The organism is Plantactinospora sp. A48 (genome assembly GCF_055793945.1).
Map to the genome: position 1 here is coordinate 1 of NZ_JBTIXF010000063.1, position 20464 is coordinate 20464.

19 protein-coding genes are annotated in these 20464 nt (G+C 73.0%); 10 read left to right on the forward strand and 9 right to left on the reverse strand.

What is annotated here, in order from left to right; all coding sequences use genetic code 11:
- Positions 1–216: 216 nt before the first annotated feature.
- Together ACXN5W_RS24805 and ACXN5W_RS24810 are read right to left on the reverse strand one after the other, a co-directional pair.
- The gene (locus tag ACXN5W_RS24805) at positions 217–435 is read right to left on the reverse strand and encodes a ferredoxin (RefSeq protein ID WP_473160776.1); all 219 of its coding nucleotides are present in this window, start codon (positions 433–435) and stop codon (positions 217–219) included.
- Positions 432–1667, reverse strand: coding sequence for a cytochrome P450 (locus tag ACXN5W_RS24810; protein WP_473160777.1), 1236 nt, complete (start codon positions 1665–1667; stop codon positions 432–434). The genes ACXN5W_RS24805 and ACXN5W_RS24810 overlap by 4 nt, the downstream gene beginning before the upstream one ends.
- Positions 1668–1941: 274 nt before the next feature.
- On the opposite strand from ACXN5W_RS24810, the gene ggt reads away from it, so the two are divergent.
- Together ggt and ACXN5W_RS24820 are read left to right on the forward strand one after the other, a co-directional pair.
- Positions 1942–3861: a gamma-glutamyltransferase gene (gene ggt, locus ACXN5W_RS24815; protein WP_473160778.1), complete on the forward strand. Its 1920-nt coding sequence runs from the start codon at positions 1942–1944 to the stop codon at positions 3859–3861.
- 442 nt (positions 3862–4303) lie between these two features.
- Positions 4304–5008 (forward strand): CBS domain-containing protein, encoded by a 705-nt coding sequence (locus ACXN5W_RS24820; RefSeq protein WP_473160779.1) that lies wholly within the window; start codon positions 4304–4306, stop codon positions 5006–5008.
- A 100-nt stretch (positions 5009–5108) separates the two neighbouring features.
- Here ACXN5W_RS24820 and ACXN5W_RS24825 read toward each other — a convergent pair whose 3' ends face one another.
- Positions 5109–5612: a mycothiol transferase gene (locus ACXN5W_RS24825; RefSeq protein WP_473160780.1), complete on the reverse strand. Its 504-nt coding sequence runs from the start codon at positions 5610–5612 to the stop codon at positions 5109–5111.
- Positions 5613–5769: 157 nt separating this feature from the next.
- On the opposite strand from ACXN5W_RS24825, the gene ACXN5W_RS24830 reads away from it, so the two are divergent.
- Complete coding sequence (locus tag ACXN5W_RS24830; protein WP_473160781.1) at positions 5770–6285, forward strand: 2'-5' RNA ligase family protein; 516 nt, start codon at positions 5770–5772, stop codon at positions 6283–6285.
- Positions 6286–6336: 51 nt separating this feature from the next.
- Here ACXN5W_RS24830 and ACXN5W_RS24835 read toward each other — a convergent pair whose 3' ends face one another.
- A complete protein-coding gene (locus ACXN5W_RS24835) occupies positions 6337–7341 on the reverse strand; it encodes an acetylxylan esterase (RefSeq protein WP_473160782.1) in 1005 nt (334 codons plus the stop codon).
- A gap of 114 nt (positions 7342–7455) precedes the next feature.
- Positions 7456–7635 (reverse strand): hypothetical protein, encoded by a 180-nt coding sequence (locus tag ACXN5W_RS24840; protein WP_473160783.1) that lies wholly within the window; start codon positions 7633–7635, stop codon positions 7456–7458.
- A gap of 182 nt (positions 7636–7817) precedes the next feature.
- Between ACXN5W_RS24840 and ACXN5W_RS24845 the strand changes: the two genes are divergently transcribed.
- The 4 genes from ACXN5W_RS24845 (at position 7818) to ACXN5W_RS24860 (ending at position 10143) form a co-directional block, all read left to right on the forward strand.
- Positions 7818–8024 (forward strand): hypothetical protein, encoded by a 207-nt coding sequence (locus tag ACXN5W_RS24845; RefSeq protein WP_473160784.1) that lies wholly within the window; start codon positions 7818–7820, stop codon positions 8022–8024.
- A 52-nt stretch (positions 8025–8076) separates the two neighbouring features.
- The gene (locus ACXN5W_RS24850; protein ID WP_473160785.1) at positions 8077–9138 is read left to right on the forward strand and encodes a LacI family DNA-binding transcriptional regulator; all 1062 of its coding nucleotides are present in this window, start codon (positions 8077–8079) and stop codon (positions 9136–9138) included.
- 72 nt (positions 9139–9210) lie between these two features.
- Positions 9211–9522 carry a GlsB/YeaQ/YmgE family stress response membrane protein gene (locus tag ACXN5W_RS24855; RefSeq protein ID WP_473160786.1) on the forward strand — a complete coding sequence of 104 codons (312 nt, stop codon included), beginning with the start codon at positions 9211–9213 and terminating at the stop codon, positions 9520–9522.
- 105 nt (positions 9523–9627) lie between these two features.
- Positions 9628–10143: an LURP-one-related/scramblase family protein gene (locus ACXN5W_RS24860; protein WP_473160787.1), complete on the forward strand. Its 516-nt coding sequence runs from the start codon at positions 9628–9630 to the stop codon at positions 10141–10143.
- Between the two features lie 44 nt (positions 10144–10187).
- Here the strand turns inward: ACXN5W_RS24860 and ACXN5W_RS24865 are convergent, their stop codons facing one another.
- From ACXN5W_RS24865 to ACXN5W_RS24880, 4 genes are all read right to left on the reverse strand, one after another.
- Positions 10188–10994: a class I SAM-dependent methyltransferase gene (locus ACXN5W_RS24865; protein ID WP_473160788.1), complete on the reverse strand. Its 807-nt coding sequence runs from the start codon at positions 10992–10994 to the stop codon at positions 10188–10190.
- Between the two features lie 80 nt (positions 10995–11074).
- Entirely contained in the window at positions 11075–12784 is a 1710-nt protein-coding gene (locus ACXN5W_RS24870; RefSeq protein ID WP_473160789.1) for a DNA polymerase III subunit gamma/tau domain-containing protein, read from the reverse strand.
- A gap of 7 nt (positions 12785–12791) precedes the next feature.
- On the reverse strand, positions 12792–14429 hold the full coding sequence (locus ACXN5W_RS24875; RefSeq protein ID WP_473160790.1) for a serine/threonine-protein kinase: 1638 nt from the start codon (positions 14427–14429) through the stop codon (positions 12792–12794).
- Positions 14430–14642: 213 nt separating this feature from the next.
- Positions 14643–15641: a M15 family metallopeptidase gene (locus ACXN5W_RS24880; protein ID WP_473160791.1), complete on the reverse strand. Its 999-nt coding sequence runs from the start codon at positions 15639–15641 to the stop codon at positions 14643–14645.
- A gap of 133 nt (positions 15642–15774) precedes the next feature.
- Here ACXN5W_RS24880 and ACXN5W_RS24885 point away from each other — a divergent pair, with 133 nt between their 5' ends.
- The 3 genes from ACXN5W_RS24885 (at position 15775) to ACXN5W_RS24895 (ending at position 20301) form a co-directional block, all read left to right on the forward strand.
- Entirely contained in the window at positions 15775–16380 is a 606-nt protein-coding gene (locus tag ACXN5W_RS24885) for an HIT family protein (protein ID WP_473160792.1), read from the forward strand.
- 68 nt (positions 16381–16448) lie between these two features.
- Entirely contained in the window at positions 16449–18077 is a 1629-nt protein-coding gene (gene pgi, locus ACXN5W_RS24890; RefSeq protein WP_473160793.1) for a glucose-6-phosphate isomerase, read from the forward strand.
- Positions 18078–18294: 217 nt separating this feature from the next.
- The gene (locus tag ACXN5W_RS24895; RefSeq protein ID WP_473160794.1) at positions 18295–20301 is read left to right on the forward strand and encodes a serine/threonine-protein kinase; all 2007 of its coding nucleotides are present in this window, start codon (positions 18295–18297) and stop codon (positions 20299–20301) included.
- The last annotated feature ends 163 nt before the right edge of the window (positions 20302–20464 follow it).

The window sequence follows — 20464 nt, forward strand, 5'->3', positions numbered from 1 at the left end:
GCCTGGTGTGGGTGGGTGGGTGAGAGGGTGGGGTGTGGGTGTGATCACCCACCGGTGTGGCCGGGGGGAGGCGGGTCCTGGTGTGTTTGGTCGCCCACCCCAGCCAACCCCACGCGCGAGAGGTCAGGCTTGATCCCTGCGCGGGGCGGGCCGCCCACCAGCCAACCCCGCGCGCGAGACGGTCAGGCTTTGACTCCGACCCGGCGGGTGACTCGGTCAGGTGCCGTGGGTGGCTGATTCGACCAGCCGGATGGCGCCGGTCGGGCACATCTCGGCGGCCCGGCGGACCGCGGCGGATTCGGCGGACGGGTCCGGTGTGCGCAGCAGCACCAGACCGTCGGTCTCGTCCTGGTCGAACACGTCGGGCGCGGTCGCCACGCAGTTGCCGGCGCCGCAACAGACATCGCGGTCGACCTCGACGCGTGGGCCGGTCACCAGGTCACCGGTAGTTCGGCGAGACCGAACACCACCGCGGTGTCCCGGGTCGGCACCTCGTCCGGCGCAGCGGTGACGGTCAGCCCGGGCAGCCGCCGGGCCAGCTCCACGAGGGCGATCCGCAGCTCGGCCCGGGCGAGCGGCTGACCCAGGCACTGGTGTACGCCGAAGCCGAACGCCAGATGCTGGTGCGCGTCCCGCGTCGGATCGAAGACGTCCGGGTCGTCGAACTGCGACCCGTCGCGATTGGCCAGCGAAACCATCGCGATCACGCCCTCCCCAGCGCGGATGAGCTGGCCGCCCACCTCGACGTCCTCCACGGCCTGCCGCAGCAACCCGGTACGTACCACGCTGAGGTATCGCAGCAGTTCCTCCACCAGCCTGGGGGCGGAGTCGGGGTCCTCGCGCAGCGCGGCGAGCCGACCCGGCTCACGTAGCAGCAGCAGTGTGCTCAGGCCGATCATGTTGGCCGTGGTCTCGTGCCCGGCCACCAGAAGCAGCAGGCCGAACCCGGTCAGTTCGTCGGGCGTCAGCTCGCCGGTCACCACCCGGTCGGCGGCGAGTCGACCGAGCAGGTCACCGGCGGGCTCGGCAGCCTGGCCGTCGGTGGCGCGGCCGTCGGTGCCCTGTCCACCGGCGTCCTCTCCAGCAGCGCTCCGTCCACCGGCCGCGCTGGCTGCGGCGATCTTTCGGTCCACCAGCGACCGAAGGTACTCGCGCAGGTCCGTCGCGGCCTGGGTGGCGGTCTCCGCCGACGCCGAGCGGTCCAGCAGGGTCCGACTGCGTTCCTGGAAGAACGGATGATCGTCGTACGGGACGCCGAGCAGGTGGCAGATGACCGCCGAGGGCACCGGCAGGGCGAACGACGTCACCAGGTCCGCGGGCGGGCCGGCGGCCAGCATCGCGGTCAGTGTCTCGTCGACGGTACGCCGGATCAACGGCTCGATCCGGTCGATGTGCCGGACCATGAACTCCGGCGTGAGCATCCGACGCAGTCGGGCGTGCTCGGCACCGTCCATCCGGACGAACATGCCGGCGCGGTTACGTGCCACGCTCGGTGACAACGGTCGCAGCAGCGGGAAGCCCGGGCGGGTCAGGTCGGTGCTGAACCCGGGATGCCGCAGCATGTAGCGGATGTCGGCGTGCCGGGTGAGCAGCCAGGCCCAGCCACCGGTCGGCAGCCGCACCTGAGAGATTCCCTCGGCGAGCCGGTCGCGCTCGACTGTGCTCACCGGATCGAACGGGCAGCCGGTTGGTGCGGAAAACGGGAAAAGCGGCAGGTCAGTGGCGGCACTGGTCACCGGAGACCCCTTTCGCAGCGAAGGGTATCCATCCCATTCGCCACGGTACCGACCGGTCGAGTTCGGGACAAGTCCCCTCGGATCGCTCCGGCACACTCTGGCTTCGCTCGGGCCCGGTACCCGGTCCGGCCGGTCGCTCGATTTGTGCCGGCGAGCGGTCGAGGGTAGGCAGGAAACCAACGGCCATCGATCACCGGAGGTCCCGATGCGGAACCGGCCAAGGCTCTCGCTCGGCACGTTCGTCGTGTGTGCCCTCATCGTCGTACCCTCGGCGGCGGCCGGCGCGTCCCCGTCCGGACCTGCCGGCGGCGCCGTGGCCACCCGGTCGACACCGGCCGGCGCCCCCGCCGCGACCGCCGCCGGCCACCGCGGCCCGACGGCCAGCACCGTCGGAGACGGCAGGACAGCCAGCACCGTCGGAGACGGCAGGACAGCGACCGCCGTCGGGTACGGCGGCGCGGTGGCCACGGTGGACGCCGACGCCACCCGGGTCGGCCTGGACGTGCTGCGTCGCGGCGGCAACGCGGTCGACGCCGCCGTGGCCGCGGCCGCCACGCTGGGCGTGACCGAGCCGTTCTCCGCCGGCATCGGGGGCGGCGGCTTCCTGGTGCGCTACGACGCGCGGACCGGCCGGGTGTCCACCATCGACGGCCGCGAGTCGGCGCCGGACACCGCCGATGACAAACTGTTCGTCGACCCGGCCTCCGGCCGGCCGTACGACTTCGCCGAGGCACGGGTCAGCGGCCGGTCCGTGGGTGCGCCGGGCACCCTGGCCACCTGGCAGGAGGCGCTACGCCGATGGGGTACCCGCTCGCTCGGACAGTCGCTGCAACCCGCGATCGGGGTGGCGGAGCGCGGCTTCGAGGTCGACGAGACGTTCCGGAGCCAGGTCGCCGACAACGCCACGGCATTCGGCCAGTTCACCTCGACCCGTCAGCTGTACCTGCCGGGTGGTCAACCGCCGGCGGTCGGCTCGACGTTCCGGAATCCGGACCTCGCCCGGACGTACGCCGAGATCGCCCGACAGGGCACCGGCGCGTTCTACCGGGGCGACATCGGGCGCGACGTGGTGCGTACCGTGCAGCAGCCGCCGGTGGCCGCCGACCCGGCACCCGGCTGGGCGTACCCGATCCGGCCCGGCGCCCTCACGACGCGGGACCTGGCCGGGTACCGGGTGGGGCGGCCGGCGCCGACCCACGTCGACTACCGCGGCCTGGACGTGTACGGCATGCCGACGCCGTCCAGCGGTGGCAGCACGGTCGGCGAGGCGCTGAACATCCTGGAGCGCCCCGACCTGGGCCGGTTGGACCGGGCTCAGGCGCTGCACCGGTACCTGGAAGCCAGCGCGCTGGCCTTCGCCGACCGTAACCGGTACGTCGGCGCCGACACCCCGCGCCGGGTCCTCGACCAACTGCTCTCGGACGGCTTCGCGGACGAACGGGCCTGCGCGATCGATCCTGACCGGGCGCTGCCCAAGCCGGTCGCGCCGGGCGTCCCCGACGGGTCGTACGGCGGCTGCCGGACCACCACCGGCGGGGCGTTCGGCGGGTACGAGAACCACACCACCAACCTGACCGTGGCCGATCGCTGGGGCAACATCGTCGAGTACACCCTCACCATCGAGCAGACCGGTGGGAACGCGATGGTGGTGCCGGGCCGGGGCTTCCTGCTCAACAACGAACTGACCGACTTCAACTTCACCCCCACCCAGGGCGACGCGCCGGACCCGAACCTGCCCGGCCCCACCAAGCGGCCGCGCAGCTCGATGGCGCCGACCATCGTGCTGCGGCACGGGCAGCCGTACCTCACGGTCGGCTCACCGGGCGGGTCCACGATCATCACCACCGTGCTGCAGATCCTCGTCGGCCGGCTCGACCTCGGGCTGGACCTGCCGGCCGCGATCGCCGCGCCCCGGGCCAGCCAGCGCAACACCGCGACCGTGAGCGCGGAGCCGGCGTTCGTCGACTCCGCCGAGGGCCGGGCGCTGGCCGCGCTCGGGCACACCTTCGCGAGCACCCCGGAGATCGGCGCGGCCACCGGCATCGAGTTCCTCGACCACGGCCGCCTGCTGGCCGCCGCCGAGCCGGTTCGCCGCGGCGGCGGCTCGGCCGGCGTGATCCGCTAACGCCCGGCTGCAAGGAAGGGCACCTTGTTATCGCTTTTCGTATAGGAAGGGCCCCTTCTTAACGGCCCTGCCCAGAGGAGTCGCCAGCGGCTGTCGGCGGGGTGGTCCCAGGTGTCCCGTGGCCACGCGGTTGATCGTGGCCGGGCCACGGTTCGGCCTGGTACCTGTCGGCCAGACCCGTCCCGCACCTCGGCGGCGGTCCGGCTGGCCGAAGTGGACGGGGACGGTCCGACGCCGCCCAGATCAGCGTTAACAAGGGGCCCTTCCTATACCGAAAGCGATGACAAGGTGCCCTTCCTCACCGGGACCTCCGGCTCTTACCCGCGAGGCGTCCCGAGCGTTCGATGGAGGTGGGGATGGAGGGATGGAGACGACAGGAGGAGTCCGGCGGGAAGGCGCCGCCCCGGGAGAACTTGAGAACACGAGACGAAGGGGAATCCTGATGCGCACATGGCGGGTACAGGATGTGATGAGCACCGAGGTGGCGACGGTGCGGGCGGACACCCCGTACCGCCGGATCGTCGACCTGGTGATCGGCCGGCGCGTCTCCGCGGTGCCCGTGGTGGACGCCGACGGGCGGGTCCTCGGGATCGTTTCCGAGGCGGATCTGCTGCACAAGGTGGAGTTGATCGGTGAACCGCACGAATGGCGGATCTTCGAGGGCAGCCGGCGGCGGACGGCTCGTACCAAGGCTGACGCGCTGGTCGCCGCCGACCTGATGACGACGCCCGCCGTCACCGTCCTGAGTGGGGCGTCCGTGGTGGCCGCGGCCCGGCGGATGGGCCAGGAACGGGTTGGCCGGCTTCCGGTGACTGACGACCTGGGCCGGCTGGTCGGCATCGTCACCCAGAGCGACCTGTTGAAGGTCCACCTGCGTCCGGACGCCGAGATCCGGCGGGCCGTGGTCGACGAGGTGCTACGCCGGGTGCTGGCCGTCGAGGACGGTCTGGTGGAGGTCTCCGTCGCCGACGGGGTGGTCCGGCTCGTCGGCCGGCTCGACCGGTGGAGTTCGGTGGAGATAGCCGGTCGGCTGGCTGCTCAGGTCAGCGGGGTGGTCGAGGTCCACAACGAGCTGGAGTACGACTTCGACGACACCCCGGGAGGCGTGCTACGAGCCGGCCGGACGACCCTGATGGGCATCGCCTGACCGGTACCGGGGAATCATCGGCGACTGGGCGGACCGGGCCCGGTTGGACGCCGGCACCCGCCCGTCGGGATCCACGCGCCGGCCCTCGGCGACGCCCGGGTCACGCGCGCTCGGCCAGGCCACGCAGGTACGCGGCCTGGCCGGCGTGCTGGAGGTCGTCGTCCAGGACACTGACCAGCCGGACACCCAGGGTCACCGGCGGGTCCCAGTTCTCGTCGACCACCCGGTCGAGGTCTGCCGGCTTCAGGCCCCGGAGGAATTCGCGGGTCCGGGCCGCCACGGCCTCGTGGTAGTCGATCAACACCTGGGCGTCCCGTGGCACCACCGACGCCACCTGCTCGGGCGAGTGAGCGTACCCGGTGTTGTGCGGGTCCGGATCCAGCCCGAACCCGGCGGCCCAGTCCCCGGAGGCCCAGACCTGGTCGGCGTCCAGCAACTCCGCCAGGTGGCTGTCCTGGACCCGGGTGAGATGCCAGACCAGCCAGCCGATGGTGTTGGCGCCCGGTGCGGGCGCCCAGCGCAGCCGGTCGGCGGGCAGGCCGTCGACAGCCGACCGGACCAGGCCGGGCAACCGGTCGTACGCCTCGGTCAGCAGCTCACTCATCTCCACCTGTCGTCCCCTTTCGATCGCGACTGCGCCAGGGAACCGGTTACCGCCGTTCAACCGGGCTAAACGCCGCGGTGACGGTGGACCCGACTCCGATCCGTCTCCGGTGTTCGCCGGCTGCTGTCGGCGTACCCCGGGACCGTAGGCTGAGCCGATGGTCGCAGCGCTGGAGTTGTACCTCGACACCGTCGCCACCCGACGGATCCGGGTGCTCTGGGATGCGCTGGAGGCGGAGGGCGTGCAGAGCCTCCGCTCGCTGCTCGACCAGCGACACCGTCCACACGTCTCGCTCGCCGTGGCGACCCGGCTGGATCCCGAGCAGGTCGCGGCGGCGCTGTCCGGCACGGTGGTGGCGGCGCCGCTGCGGCTGTCGTTCCAGCATGCCGGACAGTTCGTCGGCCGGGTGCTGTGGCTCGGGCCCGCGCCCACCGCGGAGTTGCTGACCCACCAGCACACCGTGTACGAACGGCTGACCGCCGCCGGGGTCTCGGTGGCACCGCACTATGTCCCCGGTCGCTGGGTGCCGCACTGCACCCTGTCGATGCGGGTGCCGAACACGCTCCTGGCCATCGCGGTACGGCGGTGTCTGGAGGTGTTGCCGATCGAGGCGACCGTCACGGGCGCGGCGGTCACCGACCACGCGCGAGGAATCGCCCAGCCACTCCCCTGAGCACCGCCCGGTGACCGGAGCCCAGCCCGACGACCCGGAAGCCCGTGGCGGTCACCCGGGGAGCCCGGCCCACTGGAACTGCCCCGCCGGCACCCGGTCGGCCAACCAGCGCAACTGCTCCCGGCGCTGGAATCCGGCGCCGCCCTCGTGCCCGTTGTACGGCCACACCACGATCTCCCGGTCCGCGCTGGCGCAGTGGTTGTACGCGGCGAAGACCGTGGACGGTGGGCAGACCGCGTCCATCAGCGCCACCGAGAACAGGGTCGGGGCGGTGATCCGGGCCGCGAAGTTGACCCCGTCGAAGTAGGCCAGGGTGTCGAACACCCGCTCCACCGCGTCCCGTTGGCTGTGCAGGTAGCGGGTCAGTTCGGCGTACGGCGCCTCGTCGGTCACCTCGGTGGCCCACCGGTAGTGGCACAGGAACGGCACGTCCGGCAGGACCGCGGCCAGCCCGTCGACCAGGCCGGCGACCGCGAGGGTGATCCCGCCGCCCTGGCTGCCGCCCGTCACCAGCACCCGGTCCGGGTCGATCCGCGGGTGCTCCCGGATCATCTCGACCGCCCGGACCGCGTCGGTGAACACCCGCCGGTAGTAGTAGGTCCGCGGATCCCGCACGCCCCGGGTGAGGAACCCGCTGGCCTGCGGCGCGCCCGCCTCGTCGGGGTCGGGGGTGTCCCCGGCGAACCAGCCGTCAGCGCCCTGACCCCGGGTGTCCATCACCAACTGGGCGTAGCCCGCCGCCGTCCAGAACAGCCACTCGTGCGGCAGCCCTCGGCCGTTGCCGTAGCCCAGGTACTCCACCACGCAGGGCAGCCGACCGGTGACGCCACGGGGCAGCAGCAGCCAGCCCCGGACCGGCTGTCCGGCGTACCCGGCGAAGGTCACGTCGAAGACCTCGACCGTGGCCAGGCCGGCCGGGTACGGCGTGAACCGGGCCGGCCAACCGGCCTCCCGGGCCTCGGTCAGGGTGCCCGTCCAGAACTCGTCGAAGTCCGCCGGCTCGGACCGGTCGGGGCGGTATTTCCGAAGCTCCTCAAGGGGGCGGTCGACGAGCATCTGTCCTCCTCACGAGATCATGATCGCCCCCAGTTCACCACCCCGCCCCGGACGTTAGGAAGGGCCCCCTGTACATCAGAAAGCGATAACAGGGGGCCCTTCCTTGCATCGAGTTCAGCTTTCCCGGTCGGTGTCGTCGAGGTCGTCGTCCGCGCCGGCGCGTGCGGCGTCGGCCCGCGCGTCGGCGGCACCGACGGTGGGACCCTCCGGGCGGGCCGTGCCCTCGTCAGCGTCGGTCAGTCCGTCGCCGGCCGCCGCCAGACCGAGTGCCGCGTACCTGGGATCAGTGGTCATCGTCGCCTCCTCATCCGGATTCGCCCCTCCGCTACCCCGCCCGGCCGGTCCGCACACCTCCGCCGGGTTTCGGGATCGGGCCTCCCGAAAGATCCCTGTCGGTCCGCTTGACCGGTACAGAGAACTCGCCTACTGTACCGGTATAGGAGAACGGAGCACCGATCGAGACGAAGGAGAGTCCGATGCACGACGAGCCATTCGCGATGGTCATGGCCAACCTGGTCACCACCCGTGAACTGCACAGTGCCCGCCCCGACGCGCCGGTGGTGCCGTACGTCGCCACACCGGCGCGGGGACCGCGAGCCCGGCGGAGCCGGACGGCGGTCGCCGGACTGCTGCACCGCGCGGCGCGGGCGATCGAACCGGCCGAGTGCGGACTCGCAGGTTGAGGCGGGGTAGCGTCAACCCCACGAACGTGAGTGGGGTGACGTGGTGGGCCGGGTGACGCTGCAGACGATCGCCGATCATGTCGGGGTCAGCCGCATGACGGTGTCCAACGCCTTCTCCAAGCCGGACCAGCTCTCCACGGGGTTGCGGGAACGGATCCTGGCCGCCGCGGCCGAACTCGGCTACGGCGGCCCGGACGCCGCCGCCCGGGCGCTGGCCCGGGGCACCACCGGCACCGTCGGGGTGCTGCTCACCGGAGACCTGCGGTACGCCTTCACCGACGAGGTCGCCACCAACTTCCTCGGCGCGATCGTCGACGAACTCGCGCCGACCGGTCTGGCCCTGACCCTGCTACCCGAGGTGAGCCGGGAGGACATCGCCCCGGCCCGGGACGTCGCCATGGACGGCGCGTTGGTCTACTCGTGCAACCCGGAACTACCCGCCCTCGACGTGCTGCGGCGGCGCCGGATCCCGCTGGTCTACGTCGACCAGAGCCCGACGCCCGGGGTGGCGGGGGTGAACGTCGAGGACCGGTCGGGAGCCCAGGCCGCCGCGCAACACCTGCTCGACCTGGGGCACCGGGAGATCGGCATCATCACGCTCAGCCTGAACGGCCCGCACGGGGAGCTCATCGACTCCACCGAGCCGCCACCGGACGACGCGCACGTGTCCAGCCAGCGGCTGCTGGGCTGGTGTACGGCGCTGGCCGCCGCCGGCGTACGACCACGGATCGTGCGCCAGCAGCACTGCCGGGTCGACGAGGCGTACGGCGCGGCCCGGCTGTTGCTGGACCGTCCCGACCGCCCCACGGCGGTGTTGTGCTTCTCGGACGCCATCGCGCAGGGCGTGGTCGACGTGGCGTACGACCTCGGCCTGCGGGTGCCCGCTGACCTGTCCGTGGTGGGCTTCGACGACAACCCGCTGGCCCGCCGCATGCGCCCCGGGCTCACCACGGTGCGCCAGGACGTCGAGGCCAAGGGGCACGCCGCCGCGGCCGCGCTGACCAAGGCCATCGCGGCGGCCCACAACGGCACCACGGACCAACCCCGACAGGTCACCCTGCCGACCGAACTCGTCGTCCGATCCAGTACGGCCGCACCACCGAGACGACGCTGAGCGATCGCGAGCCGAGCCGGACTGGACCGGACGGGGCATGCTGAAGGGCGAGGTCGACGAAGGGAGCGGGACGTGGAGATCACCGGCTACCTCAGCGCGGTGCTCGTCGGGGCCGTGGTCGGGATACTCGCGCGGCTGGTACTGCCCGGGCGGCAGCGCATCGGCGCCATCCTGACCCTGCTGATCGGCATCGGCGCGGCGGCCCTCGGGTCGTACGTGGCGCACCGGTACGGCGTCGACGACGACCACCCGGCCCACTGGTGGCGGCTGCGCTGGGACTGGGTCCTGCTGGGCATCCAGGTCGGTTTCGCCGTCGTCGGGGTCGGTCTGGCCAGCGCGATCACCCACACCGCCGTCGCCGACCACGACGACGCGCGCCGGTAACGGCCCGGGGTGCGCAGCCCGGGCGCCGCCCGGCGCCGGTAACGCATCGGACCCGGCCCGGGGCGTCGGGGTGCCGATGTCCGGTCGAGGGCGCAGGATCGGGGCATGTATCTCATCCGCGAGCGGATCTTCGACATCGGCAACGACTTCGACATCACCGACGAGTCGGGCCGGCGCGTCTACCACGTGGACGGCAAGGTGTTCACCCTGCGCGACCGACTGGTCATCGAGGACGCGCAGGGCAACGAGGTGGCGTCGGTCCACCGACGCCTCGTCGCGCTGCGACGCACCTACAGCATCAGCATCGGCGGCGAGAAGGCCGCCGACATGCGCAAGAAGCTCATCACCCCGTTCCGGGACCGGTACACCGTCGACGTGCCCGGCCCGGACGACCTGGAGATGCGCGGAGACCTGCTCGACCACGAGTACACCGTGGAGCGTTCCGGGCGCACCGTGGCCACGGTGTCCAAGCGGTGGTTCACCATCCGCGACACGTACGCGGTCGATGTCGCCGACGGCGAGGACCACCTGCTGATCCTGGCCGCGGTGCTGGCCCTGGACCTCGCCCAGTCGCGCGCCGAGAAGGAACGCGCGGAGAAGGAGGCCGACGAGCGGGACTGAACCCGACCGCCGGGACGGCGGCGCACCCCGCGCCCGTCCGGTCGTCAGGGCCGGGCCAGCAACTCGCCGTGCAGCAGAGACAACCAGCCGTCGGGGCTGTCCGCCCAGGTCCGCCAGCCGTCGGCGATCCGCCGCAGGTCCTCCTCCGGCACCCCGGCGGCCCGGGCCTGGTCGGCCAGCGCCGAACGCAGTATCCGGTCCGCCCACATGCCGCCCCACCAGGCACGATCCTCGGCGGTGGCGAAGCACCACGTACTCGAGGTGGCCGTCACGTCGGTGAAACCGGCTCGCCGGGCCCAGGCCAGCAGCCGGCGGCCGGCGTCCGGCTCGCCGCCGTTGATCCGGGAGAACCGCTGGTACAGGGCCAGCCACTCGTCCAGCTCCGGCAGCTGCGGATACCAGGTGAACGCCGCGTAGTCGCTGTCCCGGACCGCGACGTGCCCGCCGGGCCGGCACACCCGGCGCAGCTCGCCGAGCATCAGTACCGGGTCGGCGACGTGCTGCAACACCTGGTGCGCGTGGACCACGTCGAACCAGTCGTCCGGGAACGGCAGCGCGTGCGCGTCCGCGACCACGAGGTCCACTCCGGACTGCCCGCGCGCCGCCAGCTCCGCGCGGGCCAGGTTCAGGGCCTCGGACGTCTGCTCCAGCGCGGTGACCCGGCCGCGCCCGGACGGGTCGACGACCAGCCGCGCCAGATCGGCGGTGATGGTGCCGGGACCGCAACCGACGTCGAGCACCCGCATTCCGGGCCGGAGCACCGGCAGCAGGTATCCGGCGGAGTTCTCGGCGGTGCGCCAGCGGTGCGAGCGCAACACCGACTCGTCGTGACCATGGGTATAGCGGGCCATGTCCACAAACCTAGGTGGGACCACTCCCCCGAGTCCACCATGCGGACATTCTCAACCACATCTTGAGACGACGTGGAGCGTCACCCGCGCCGGCAGGCGTACCGGAAAGTGGTCATGGCCTGGGTCGGAGTCGGGGCGGTGATGTTCAGCGTGGCGGTCTCGGTCGTCGTGCCGACCCCGTCGAACGTCCACCGCAGGTGCAGGGTCGCGGTCCGCTGGCCCCGGCCGACACGCTCGGTGAGCACCGCGCTCGGCTCGGACCCGGACCGCAGCCACTGGTAGCTGACGGTGCCGGCGTTGCCGTTGGTCCGGACCGTCCCCACCACGTCGACCACGAGATCACAGCGGTTACCGGGTGGATCGGGCACGGCGACCGTCGCGGCGGTGACCTCCAGCGGCCGGAGCCGCTGCCACAGATACAGCCCGACCACGACCAGCAACGTCACCGTCAGCAGCGTCGACAGCACCGAGGTCAGCGTCCGGACCGCCGACCGGGGGCGCCGGCCGGCGCCCGCCGGCTTCCGCCAGCCCGGCACCGGCGGCGCGGGGACGCCGGGGCCGAACCGGATCTCCCCGCGCCCGTCGCTGGCCGCCGCACCACCCGCCCGGCCACCGCCGGCCGCGCCCGGAGCGGCATCGGACGGCCCCGAGGCGGGGCCGTCGGTCGCCCGCGGACCGTCGACATCCGTGGTCGCCTCGGACCCCGGCCCGCCTCGGGACGGGTAGCCGGGTGCCGTCACCAGCCCGCCCGGCGCGGCCCACGGGTCGGCCGCGGTGAACGCCGTCCGGCCGCTCCACCGGTCGGTCGACCCGGTGACCGTTCCGGAACCCCCGGGTACGGTCGGTCCACCCGCCACGGCGACGCCGCCGAACTCGGCCGGCAGCCCCACGGTCCGCGCGGCATCCGTCGGCACGGCGTCAACCGGGAACGCCACCGTAGGCGCGGCATCCGCCGGCAGCGCCACCGTCGGCGTGAACTCCGTCGCCACCGCCTCGGTCCACTGTGCCTCCCCGGAGGGCATCCAGGTCGGCACCGCCTCGGTGGCGGCCGTGTCGTGGGACCCGTACCCGCCGGCCGGTGCCCGCGTGACCCCCGCCTCGTCCGGCGACGGAGCCCGGCCCGCCGGCCCGGACCACGACCCGGACCGCGCCACGGGTGGCATCGTCCGGGCCGGCATCGTCCCGGCCGGCGTCGTCCGGGCCGGCGGTACCTCGGTCCGTCCGGCCCGCTGGCGCCGTTCGACGGCGGCGATCAGGGCCATCCGGTCCGGCAACCGCAACTCCAGCACCGGGGCCGCCGCCGCCAGCGCCCGCCGGGCCTCCGCCAGGTCGCGCTCGCCGATCGCCGCGCAGCCCAGCAGCAACGCGCTGGCCGCGCCGCCCGATCCGGACCGCTCGACGAGGGTACGCACCAACTCCGCCCACCCGCGCCGATCCGCCGCGTAGTCACTCCCGGGCGGGGCCCCGGCCGAACCGACCGAACCGACCGAACCAACGGGACCGGCCGAACCGGCCGAACCAGCAGGTCCGACCGGACCAACGGGACCGGGCGGTGTCGTGGTGCCGGCCCGTCGACCGTCGCCGCGCGGAGCCGGCGGCTCGACCGGTTCCGCCGTACCGTCGACACCGATCCGGACGGTCCGGGCGGAGATGACGCCGTGCGGTCGACCGGCGGCGTGCCGGGCGGCGAGCGACCGGGCCAGGTCGTCGGCGACTGTCGCGATGCCGCTGGCGTCGAGCCGCGTCCCGGCCCCGATCAGCTCTGCCAGGGTGGGAGGGTCAACGGTCATGATCCACCTAGCCGGGGGTGCAGTAGGACTGGAGCGTCACGTACGTGGGGCCGGCCGCCGGGGAGCGGTTGCCGGCCGCGTCCTCGGCGGTGGCCAGGATCGGGATCCGGGTGGTCTTCTGCGGGGCCGGCAGGTTGCCCAGCACGCCGGTGTAGGTGTTCTGCCCGGCGTACGACATCCGGACCCTCGTCGACTCGCCGCCCAGGGTGTATTCGAAGACCACCTTCAGCGCCGCGCCGGCCGTCCGGTCGTCCGACGCCACGGCGGTGACGGTGGTCGAGCGGGCGCCGTACGGGCAGCCCTTGGGGTCGAGCACCCGGACGTCGGTCTGCACGCCCTTGACGGCCGGCGCGACCGCGTCCGGCGGCGCTGGCGGGCTGGTGGAGACGGACGGGCGCGGGCTGGCGCTGGGCGGTCGGGTCCGGACCGGCGGCCGGGTCCCGCGGCTCGACGGCGACGGCGACGGCGCGGCCGGGGAGGCCGTCGGCGACCCGCTGGGGCTGGCACTCGGGCTTCCCGCCCCGGCCGGCAGCGCGCCGTCGGTGGGCCCCAGGATCGTGCTCGGGGTCGGGGTGCCACCGGCCAGCGCCGGCGCGTCGTCGGTCTCCCGGGCCGCGTACCCGACCCCCACCCCACCGGCCAGCAGCAGCGCCACCACCCCGGCGACGAGGGCGACCCGGCGGCCCGGCCGCCGCAACCCGGCGCCGATCCGCGGGCCACCGGCGCCGAAGACCGAACTGGCCAGCGCCATCCCGCCCCCGGCCCGGTCGGGGAACGGGAACAGGGCCGCCAGCAGGGCCGCCCGTTCGGCGAGCTGCCGCCAGCCGCGTTCCTCCCACTCCGACCCGTACGTCGCACCGGCCACCGCGTCGAGCAGTTCGACGAACGTGCCCGCCGACTGCGGGCGGTCCGACGGCCGCTTGGCCAGGCCCCGGTGCACCAGCTCGCGTACCGGGCCGAGTGCCGGGTCGGTGGGGATCGGCGCGTTGCTGTGCTGGTCGCGCAGCTCCAGCAGCCCGCGTCCCGGGTACGGGGGCGTCCCGGTCAGGCACTCGTAGAAGGTGGCCGTGGCCGCGTAGATGTCGCAGGCGGGGCTGGCCGGCGCGCCGGTCCACTGTTCCGGCGCCATGTACCGGGGTGTCCCGGTGACCACGCCGCCCGAGCCCTCGCCCACCGGCAGCGCGATGCCGAAGTCCACGAGTTTGCTCTCCCCCTCGGCCGTGACCAGCACGTTCTCCGGCTTGTAGTCGCGGTGTACCACCCCGCGTTCGTGCGCGGCGGCCAGGCCGAGCAGGGATCCCTTGAGGACGCAGAGCGCCGACTCGGGTTCGGTGGGCCCGTGCGTCCGCAGCAGCTGGCGCAGCGAGACGCCGTTCACCAGCTCCATCACGATGGCCGCGCCGTCCGGGCACTCGACGTACTCGTACAGCCGGGCGATGTGCGGGTCGTCGAGCTGGCCGAGCAGCAGAGCCTCGTCCCGGAACCTGGTCAGGAACTCGTCGGCCCGGCCCAGCCGGGAGGTGAGGTACTTGATCGCCACCGCGGTGCCGGTGGTTTCGTGCACGGCCAGGACGACCCGCCCGGACGCGCCGGCCCCGAGTTCACGCGCGTGCGTGTACCCGGAAACCTGCCACACAGCGTCCATCCGCTCGCCTCCACACCGCAGGCGGGATCGAGGCGACCCCCCAGCCACTTGCCGTCGATTGTCATCGAAGTGGCCCGCCGAGCCATCGGCGCATCGGCTCGGCTTCCCCCGTCCGTACGTCCGAAAGGAAGGGCACCCTGTTATCGCTTTCGGTACAGGAAGGGCCCCTTGTTAACGACGCCCGGCCAACGGCGCCCCGTCAACGGCGTCCGGTCAACGGCGCCCGGTCAGCACCGCGCGGTCGACTGGAAAGTCGAAATACGTGTCCGGATACGGTTCACCGGCCAGTGTGTAGTGCCACCACTCCTTCGGATAGTTGACGAAGCCGGCGCCGGCCATCAGCTGTTTCAGCAGCAGCCGGTTGCGCCGTTGAACGGCGGTGACCCCGCCGGCCAGGGTGTGCGCGAGCGGATCGAAACAATCGAACCCGGTCCCCATGTCCACACCGTTGTCCGGGAACCGCCGCTCGCGCGGAGCCGTACAGGACACCAGGGGTTGCCCCCGGTAGGTCGACGACCCGGACGGCCACGCGAGGGCCGAGGACGACCCGGACGGCGGCGCGAGGTTCGAGGACGCCCCGGCCGGCGGCGTGGGAGTGGCGGGTGGCGGCGTGGGAGTGGCGGGTAGCGACGTGGGAGTGGCGGGCGGACGCGTGGGAGTGGCGGGCGGGTGCGTCGCGGTGGAGGGTCGTCCGGCGACCGGCGCGGCGACCAGGGTGAGATCCACCGTGCTACCCCGACTGTGCGCCGTCGGGCCGCCGAGATAACCGTCGGGAAACAGCCGCGTCTTGGCCACCCGGGGATAGAACTCGGCCTTCATCCGCTGATCCGGGTCACCGGCCCAACGGGTGAAGTCGGCCACCGCCCGCCCGGGTCGGTAGCAGTCGTAGACCTTCACCAGGTAACCCCGGGACCGGGCCGCGACCGCGACCCGGTCCAGCGCTCCGGCTGCGGCCCGGGTGAGCAGGCAGAGCGGTTGGGCGTACCCGGCGATGGGGCGGCCCACGAAGTTGTGGTCGGTGGCGTACCGGATGTCCGACAGGATCTCCGGCGCCGCGTCGGCGAGCGCGACGAACCCGGCCGGCGCCGATGGTTGCGGGCCGGGGCCGCCGGTCGGGGTCGGTGCCCGGCGGGCCGGCGCGGTGCAGCCGGCCAGCGCGAGCCCGGTCACCAGCAGCAACCCGGCGAGGACTGTCGCGGTACGCCCCGGCACCTCCCCTGTCTACCGCACCCCGGACGCGCACCTGTCGCTTCCGGCGCGGACGTCACCCGCCAGCCGCACGCCGGTCACGGCACACCCGCGGGTGTCCCCGGTACGGCCCACCCGGCTGGCATGATCAACCGTCATGACCGAGAACGTGGCGCGCGACTTCACCGCCGGACTGCCGATCGGACAGCGGATACCGTTTCCGGCCGAAGGCATCCCGTTCTGGGAGATCTTCCCGTTCGAGGGGGATCTCCAGATCAAGATCCTCGACGAGCCGATGCTCCCCGAGCCGCCCCGCAACGGCGAGGACGGGCCCGACTCGTGCGGCGGCTGCCGCGAGCCGGACCGGAACCTGGTCTGGGCCGACGACGACTGGCGGGTCATCCACACCGGCGGGCCGACGGCGCTGCCGGTGATGGTGCTGCTGTGCCCCAGGGCCCACCACGACCTCACCGACCTGCCACCCGAGCTGTCCGCGCAGCTCGGTCCGATGCTGCAACGGGTGGAGCGGGCCATCATGGGGCTCGGCGGCATCGCCCGGGTCCACGTCAACAAGTGGGGCGACGGCGGGGCGCACCTGCACCTGTGGCTGATCGCCCGGCCCGCCGGGATGATGCAGCTCCGCGGCACCTGCCTGCCGGTCTGGGACGACGTGCTGCCCAAGCTCGGCGACCGGGAGTGGCGGGAGGCGCTCGGCGCGGTCGCCACGGCGCTGGCCGCCGACGGTGGCAGCGCGTACCTGTGAGGTTCGGCGGGCTCCCCCGGCGCCCGGTACGGTGCGAGAAGGACCTAGAGACCCAGGAGAGCGCCCGGATGGACGTCACCACCACGGCCGAGTGGCAGGCACTGCGCAAGCACGCCGAGAGCGTGCGGGACGTACCCCTGCGAGAGCTGTTCGACACCGACCCGGGCCGGGGGGCCCGGCTGTCGGCGCAGGTCGCCGACCTGTACGTCGACTACAGCAAGAACCGGGTGACCGACGAGACACTGGGACTGCTCACCGGGCTCGCCGAACGGGTGGGGCTGGCCGACCGGATCGCCGCGATGTTCCGGGGTGAGCACATCAACTCCACCGAGGACCGCGCCGTGTTGCACACCGCGCTGCGGCTGCCCCGGGACGCGACGTTGCGGGTGGACGGCCAGGACGTGGTGGCCGACGTGCACCGGGTGCTGGACCGGATGGCCGGGTTCGCCGAACGGGTCCGCTCCGGGCAGTGGCGCGGGCACACCGGTGAGCGGATCCGCACGGTGGTGAACATCGGCATCGGCGGCTCCGACCTCGGGCCCGTGATGGCGTACGAGGCGCTGAAGGCGTACAAGGATCCGGCGATCACCTGCCGGTTCGTCTCCAACATCGACCCGACGGACGTCGCCGAGACCACGGCGGACCTGGACCCGGCCAGCACGCTGTTCGTGGTGGTCTCCAAGACCTTCGGCACCCAGGAGACGTTGACCAACGCCGCCGAGGCCCGCCGCTGGCTGCTGGCCGGGCTGGGTGGCGACGACGCGGCGGTGGCCCGGCACTTCGTCGCCGTGAGCACCAACGAGCAGCGGGTACGGGACTTCGGCATCGACCCGGAGAACATGTTCGAGTTCTGGGACTGGGTGGGCGGCCGGTACTCGTTGCCGTCCGCTGTCGGCCTGTCGGTGATGGTGGCGATCGGGCCGGAGCACTTCCGGGAGATGCTGGCCGGCTACCACGCGGTGGACGAGCACTTCCGGACCACCCCGGTCGAGCGGAACGTGCCGGCGCTGCTGGGCCTGCTGAACGTCTGGTACAACAACTTCCTCGACGCGCAGACCCACGCGGTGCTGCCGTACTCGCAGTACCTGCACCGTTTCCCGGCGTATCTGCAACAGCTCACCATGGAGAGCAACGGCAAGTCGGTGACCCGCGAGGGTACGCCGGTGTCGTACTCGACCGGCGAGATCTTCTGGGGTGAGCCCGGCACCAACGGCCAGCACGCCTTCTATCAGCTCATCCACCAGGGCACGAAGCTGATCCCGGCCGACTTCATCGCGTTCAGCGAGCCGAACCACGACCTGGGCGAGATGCACGACCTGTTCATGTCGAACTTCTTCGCCCAGACCGCGGCGCTGGCCTTCGGCCGGACGAAGGAGCAGGTGGAGGCCGAGGGCACCGCGCCGGAGATCGTGCCGCACCGGGTGATGCCGGGTAACCACCCGACCACCTCGATCGTCGGGCCGAAGCTGACCCCGGGCACGTTCGGGCAGCTCGTCGCGCTCTACGAGCACATCGTGTTCACCGAGGGCGTGATCTGGGACATCAACTCGTTCGACCAGTGGGGCGTGGAGTTGGGCAAGGTGATGGCCAACCAGCTCGCGCCGCTGCTCAGCGGTGCCGGCGGGAACCTCGCCGAGGTGGATTCGTCCACCGCCGCCCTGATCTCGCGGTACCGCCGGCAACGCGGCCGGGGCTGACCCCGGACTGGCCCCCGGCGCCGGGGTGGCGGCCATCGTGCCCCGCCCCGGTGGTGGCCATGCCGGTACGACCCGTGTCGCTGTGCGCACCGTACGGTGCAGGACGCTTTTCCGGGCCGGACCGGCGCGTTTACCCGGGTAGCATGTGGTCAGCAGACGGATCTTCTTGCACCCCCGCGACCTCACGCGGGTCCCCTCCCCGGACGGGTGTGACACGATGAGCGCGTTGCGCGCGGGCGAACTTCTGGCCCGCCGGTACCGCCTGGTGGACCAGATCGGTGCCGGTGGGATGTCGGTGATCTGGCGTGCTCGCGACGAGGTCCTGGACCGGCTCGTCGCGGTGAAGGTGCTGGCCGCGTCCCTCGCCGCCGACGACCGGTTCCGCGCGATGGTGCGCGCCGAGGCTCGATCGGCGGCCCAGCTCGTGCATCCCCATGTCACTGCGGTACACGACTACGGCGAGACGGTCACCCAGGACGGTTCCGTCCTCGCGTTCGTGGTGCTGGAACTGCTCGCCGGGGAGAGCCTGGAGGCCCGGCTGACCGCCGGCCCGCTGCCGTGGGCCGAGGGGGTACGGGTGTGCGCGGAGGTGGCCGACGCGCTGGCCGCCGCGCACCGGCTGGGCATCGTGCACCGGGACGTCACCCCGGGCAACGTGATGCTCACCGTACGCGGCGCCAAGGTGCTCGACTTCGGCATCGCCACCCGGGTCGACAGTCCGGACGACGACGACACGGGCGAGACGTTCGGCACCCCGTCCTACGTGGCCCCGGAACGGCTGGACGGCCGCCCGGCCCGACCCGCCGGTGACGTCTACTCGTTCGGCGTGCTGCTGTACGAGACGCTCAGCGGCCGGGTGCCGCACCCGGCGGACACCTGGGACGAGTTGACCGAGGCACTACGCCGGGAGACACCGCCGCTGACCGACGTACCGGGTCTGCCACCGGTCGTCGCCGAGACCTGCCTGAAGTGCCTGTCCCGGGACCCGTACGCCCGCCCCACCGCTCATCAGGTGGCCGAACGGCTGCGCGACTGCCTGCCGGTGACCCCCCGGTCACCGGAGGACGCGGTGCCGCCCGGCGCACCCGACGCCACGCCACCGCCACCGGCCGTCGACGACCAGCCGGATCACGGGCCGGCGCGCACCACGGCCGAGCTGGCACCGTCCCCGCAACCCGACCCGGCAGCCGTGCCGCCGCAACCGGACCCGGTCGCCGCGCCGCCCCAGCCCGGCCCGGCAGCCACGGCATCGCAATCCCACCCCGCGTCCCCGGCACCGCAACCCGATCCGGCCGCCACGGCACCCCAGCCCGTCGCGGGCGTGGTGCGGCAGCCCGGGCCGGCGTTCCCGGTCTCGGGATCCGCGGAGCGGACCGGCGGCGATACCCGTCCGGTCGAGCCCGCGCCCCGGTCCTGGTCCACGGCGGAGTTGGCCGAGGCTGCGCCCGTCTGGTCCTCGCCGGGCCCTCCGGTCCTGCTGGGCGTGGCCCCGGCGGAGACCGACCGGAGGCCGGCGACGTGGAACCCGGGAGCCGAGCTCAGCCCGACGGCAACCTGGAACGCGGGCACCGACCCGGGCCCGCCGTCGACGCCACCCGGACCGGTCGCGCCCTCGCCCCGGCGGTCCCGCATCGCCCTGGCGGTGGCCGCCACCCTGGCCCTGCTCGGGATCATCGGGCTGCCGCTGCTGGTCTCGCGACTTGGCACGGACCGGCCGGGCGCGGCGCCGACCGGACCGGGTCCGACCGGCGGCACCGCCGCGACGACCGCCACGGCCACGGCGGCCGCCACCTCGGCAGCGGCAGCCACTGCTACGGCCACCGGCACCGGCACCGGCACCGGCACCGGTGCGATCGGACCGGCGCCCGCCGGTGGACCATCTGCCGCGTCGACCCAGGGGGAACGCTCGCAGCCGCCCGACGTCCCCGACGCCGCTGGTCCCAGCCCGGTGGATGTCCCGTCGGCCGTCCGGACCTTCACCAGGCTGGTATCCGACGGGGTCGACTCCGGAGACATCCGCGACGACGTGGGCCAGGACCTCGTCCAGGTGGCCGACCCGCTGCGCTCCGCCGGCACACCGGCCGAGGTGGAGTCCGGGGTCCGGAACCTGCGGCAGAAGGTCGACGACCGGGTACGGGAGGGTGGGATCAGCGACCGGTACGCCGAACTGCTGTCCGACGGATTGGACGGGATCGCCGCCGCGGTGCACACCCCGTCGCCGTGACCGGATCGCTCACGTTGCCCCCGACCTCACGGCGCTACCTGGGCTGTTGTTATCGAGTTGCTCCTGGTCACGGCGGTGATGAGGTCGTGCGGCAGGGTCGTTGCGTTGACGGACAGGCGCTTGTCACAGCGGTGATGAGTCGTGGGTGGCGGTCGGTGGGTTG

Bases quoted from the DNA above. Each gene is read 5' to 3' on its own strand.
- ggt (WP_473160778.1), top strand. From the start codon at position 1,942: ATGCGGAACCGGCCAAGGCTCTCGCTCGGCACGTTCGTCGTGTGTGCC.
- ACXN5W_RS24820 (WP_473160779.1), top strand. From the start codon at position 4,304: ATGCGCACATGGCGGGTACAGGATGTGATGAGCACCGAGGTGGCGACG.
- ACXN5W_RS24825 (WP_473160780.1), bottom strand. From the start codon at position 5,612: ATGAGTGAGCTGCTGACCGAGGCGTACGACCGGTTGCCCGGCCTGGTC.
- ACXN5W_RS24830 (WP_473160781.1), top strand. From the start codon at position 5,770: ATGGTCGCAGCGCTGGAGTTGTACCTCGACACCGTCGCCACCCGACGG.
- ACXN5W_RS24835 (WP_473160782.1), bottom strand. From the start codon at position 7,341: ATGCTCGTCGACCGCCCCCTTGAGGAGCTTCGGAAATACCGCCCCGAC.
- ACXN5W_RS24840 (WP_473160783.1), bottom strand. From the start codon at position 7,635: ATGACCACTGATCCCAGGTACGCGGCACTCGGTCTGGCGGCGGCCGGC.
- ACXN5W_RS24845 (WP_473160784.1), top strand. From the start codon at position 7,818: ATGCACGACGAGCCATTCGCGATGGTCATGGCCAACCTGGTCACCACC.
- ACXN5W_RS24860 (WP_473160787.1), top strand. From the start codon at position 9,628: ATGTATCTCATCCGCGAGCGGATCTTCGACATCGGCAACGACTTCGAC.
- ACXN5W_RS24865 (WP_473160788.1), bottom strand. From the start codon at position 10,994: ATGGCCCGCTATACCCATGGTCACGACGAGTCGGTGTTGCGCTCGCAC.
- ACXN5W_RS24870 (WP_473160789.1), bottom strand. From the start codon at position 12,784: ATGACCGTTGACCCTCCCACCCTGGCAGAGCTGATCGGGGCCGGGACG.
- ACXN5W_RS24875 (WP_473160790.1), bottom strand. From the start codon at position 14,429: ATGGACGCTGTGTGGCAGGTTTCCGGGTACACGCACGCGCGTGAACTC.
- ACXN5W_RS24885 (WP_473160792.1), top strand. From the start codon at position 15,775: ATGACCGAGAACGTGGCGCGCGACTTCACCGCCGGACTGCCGATCGGA.
- pgi (WP_473160793.1), top strand. From the start codon at position 16,449: ATGGACGTCACCACCACGGCCGAGTGGCAGGCACTGCGCAAGCACGCC.
- ACXN5W_RS24895 (WP_473160794.1), top strand. From the start codon at position 18,295: ATGAGCGCGTTGCGCGCGGGCGAACTTCTGGCCCGCCGGTACCGCCTG.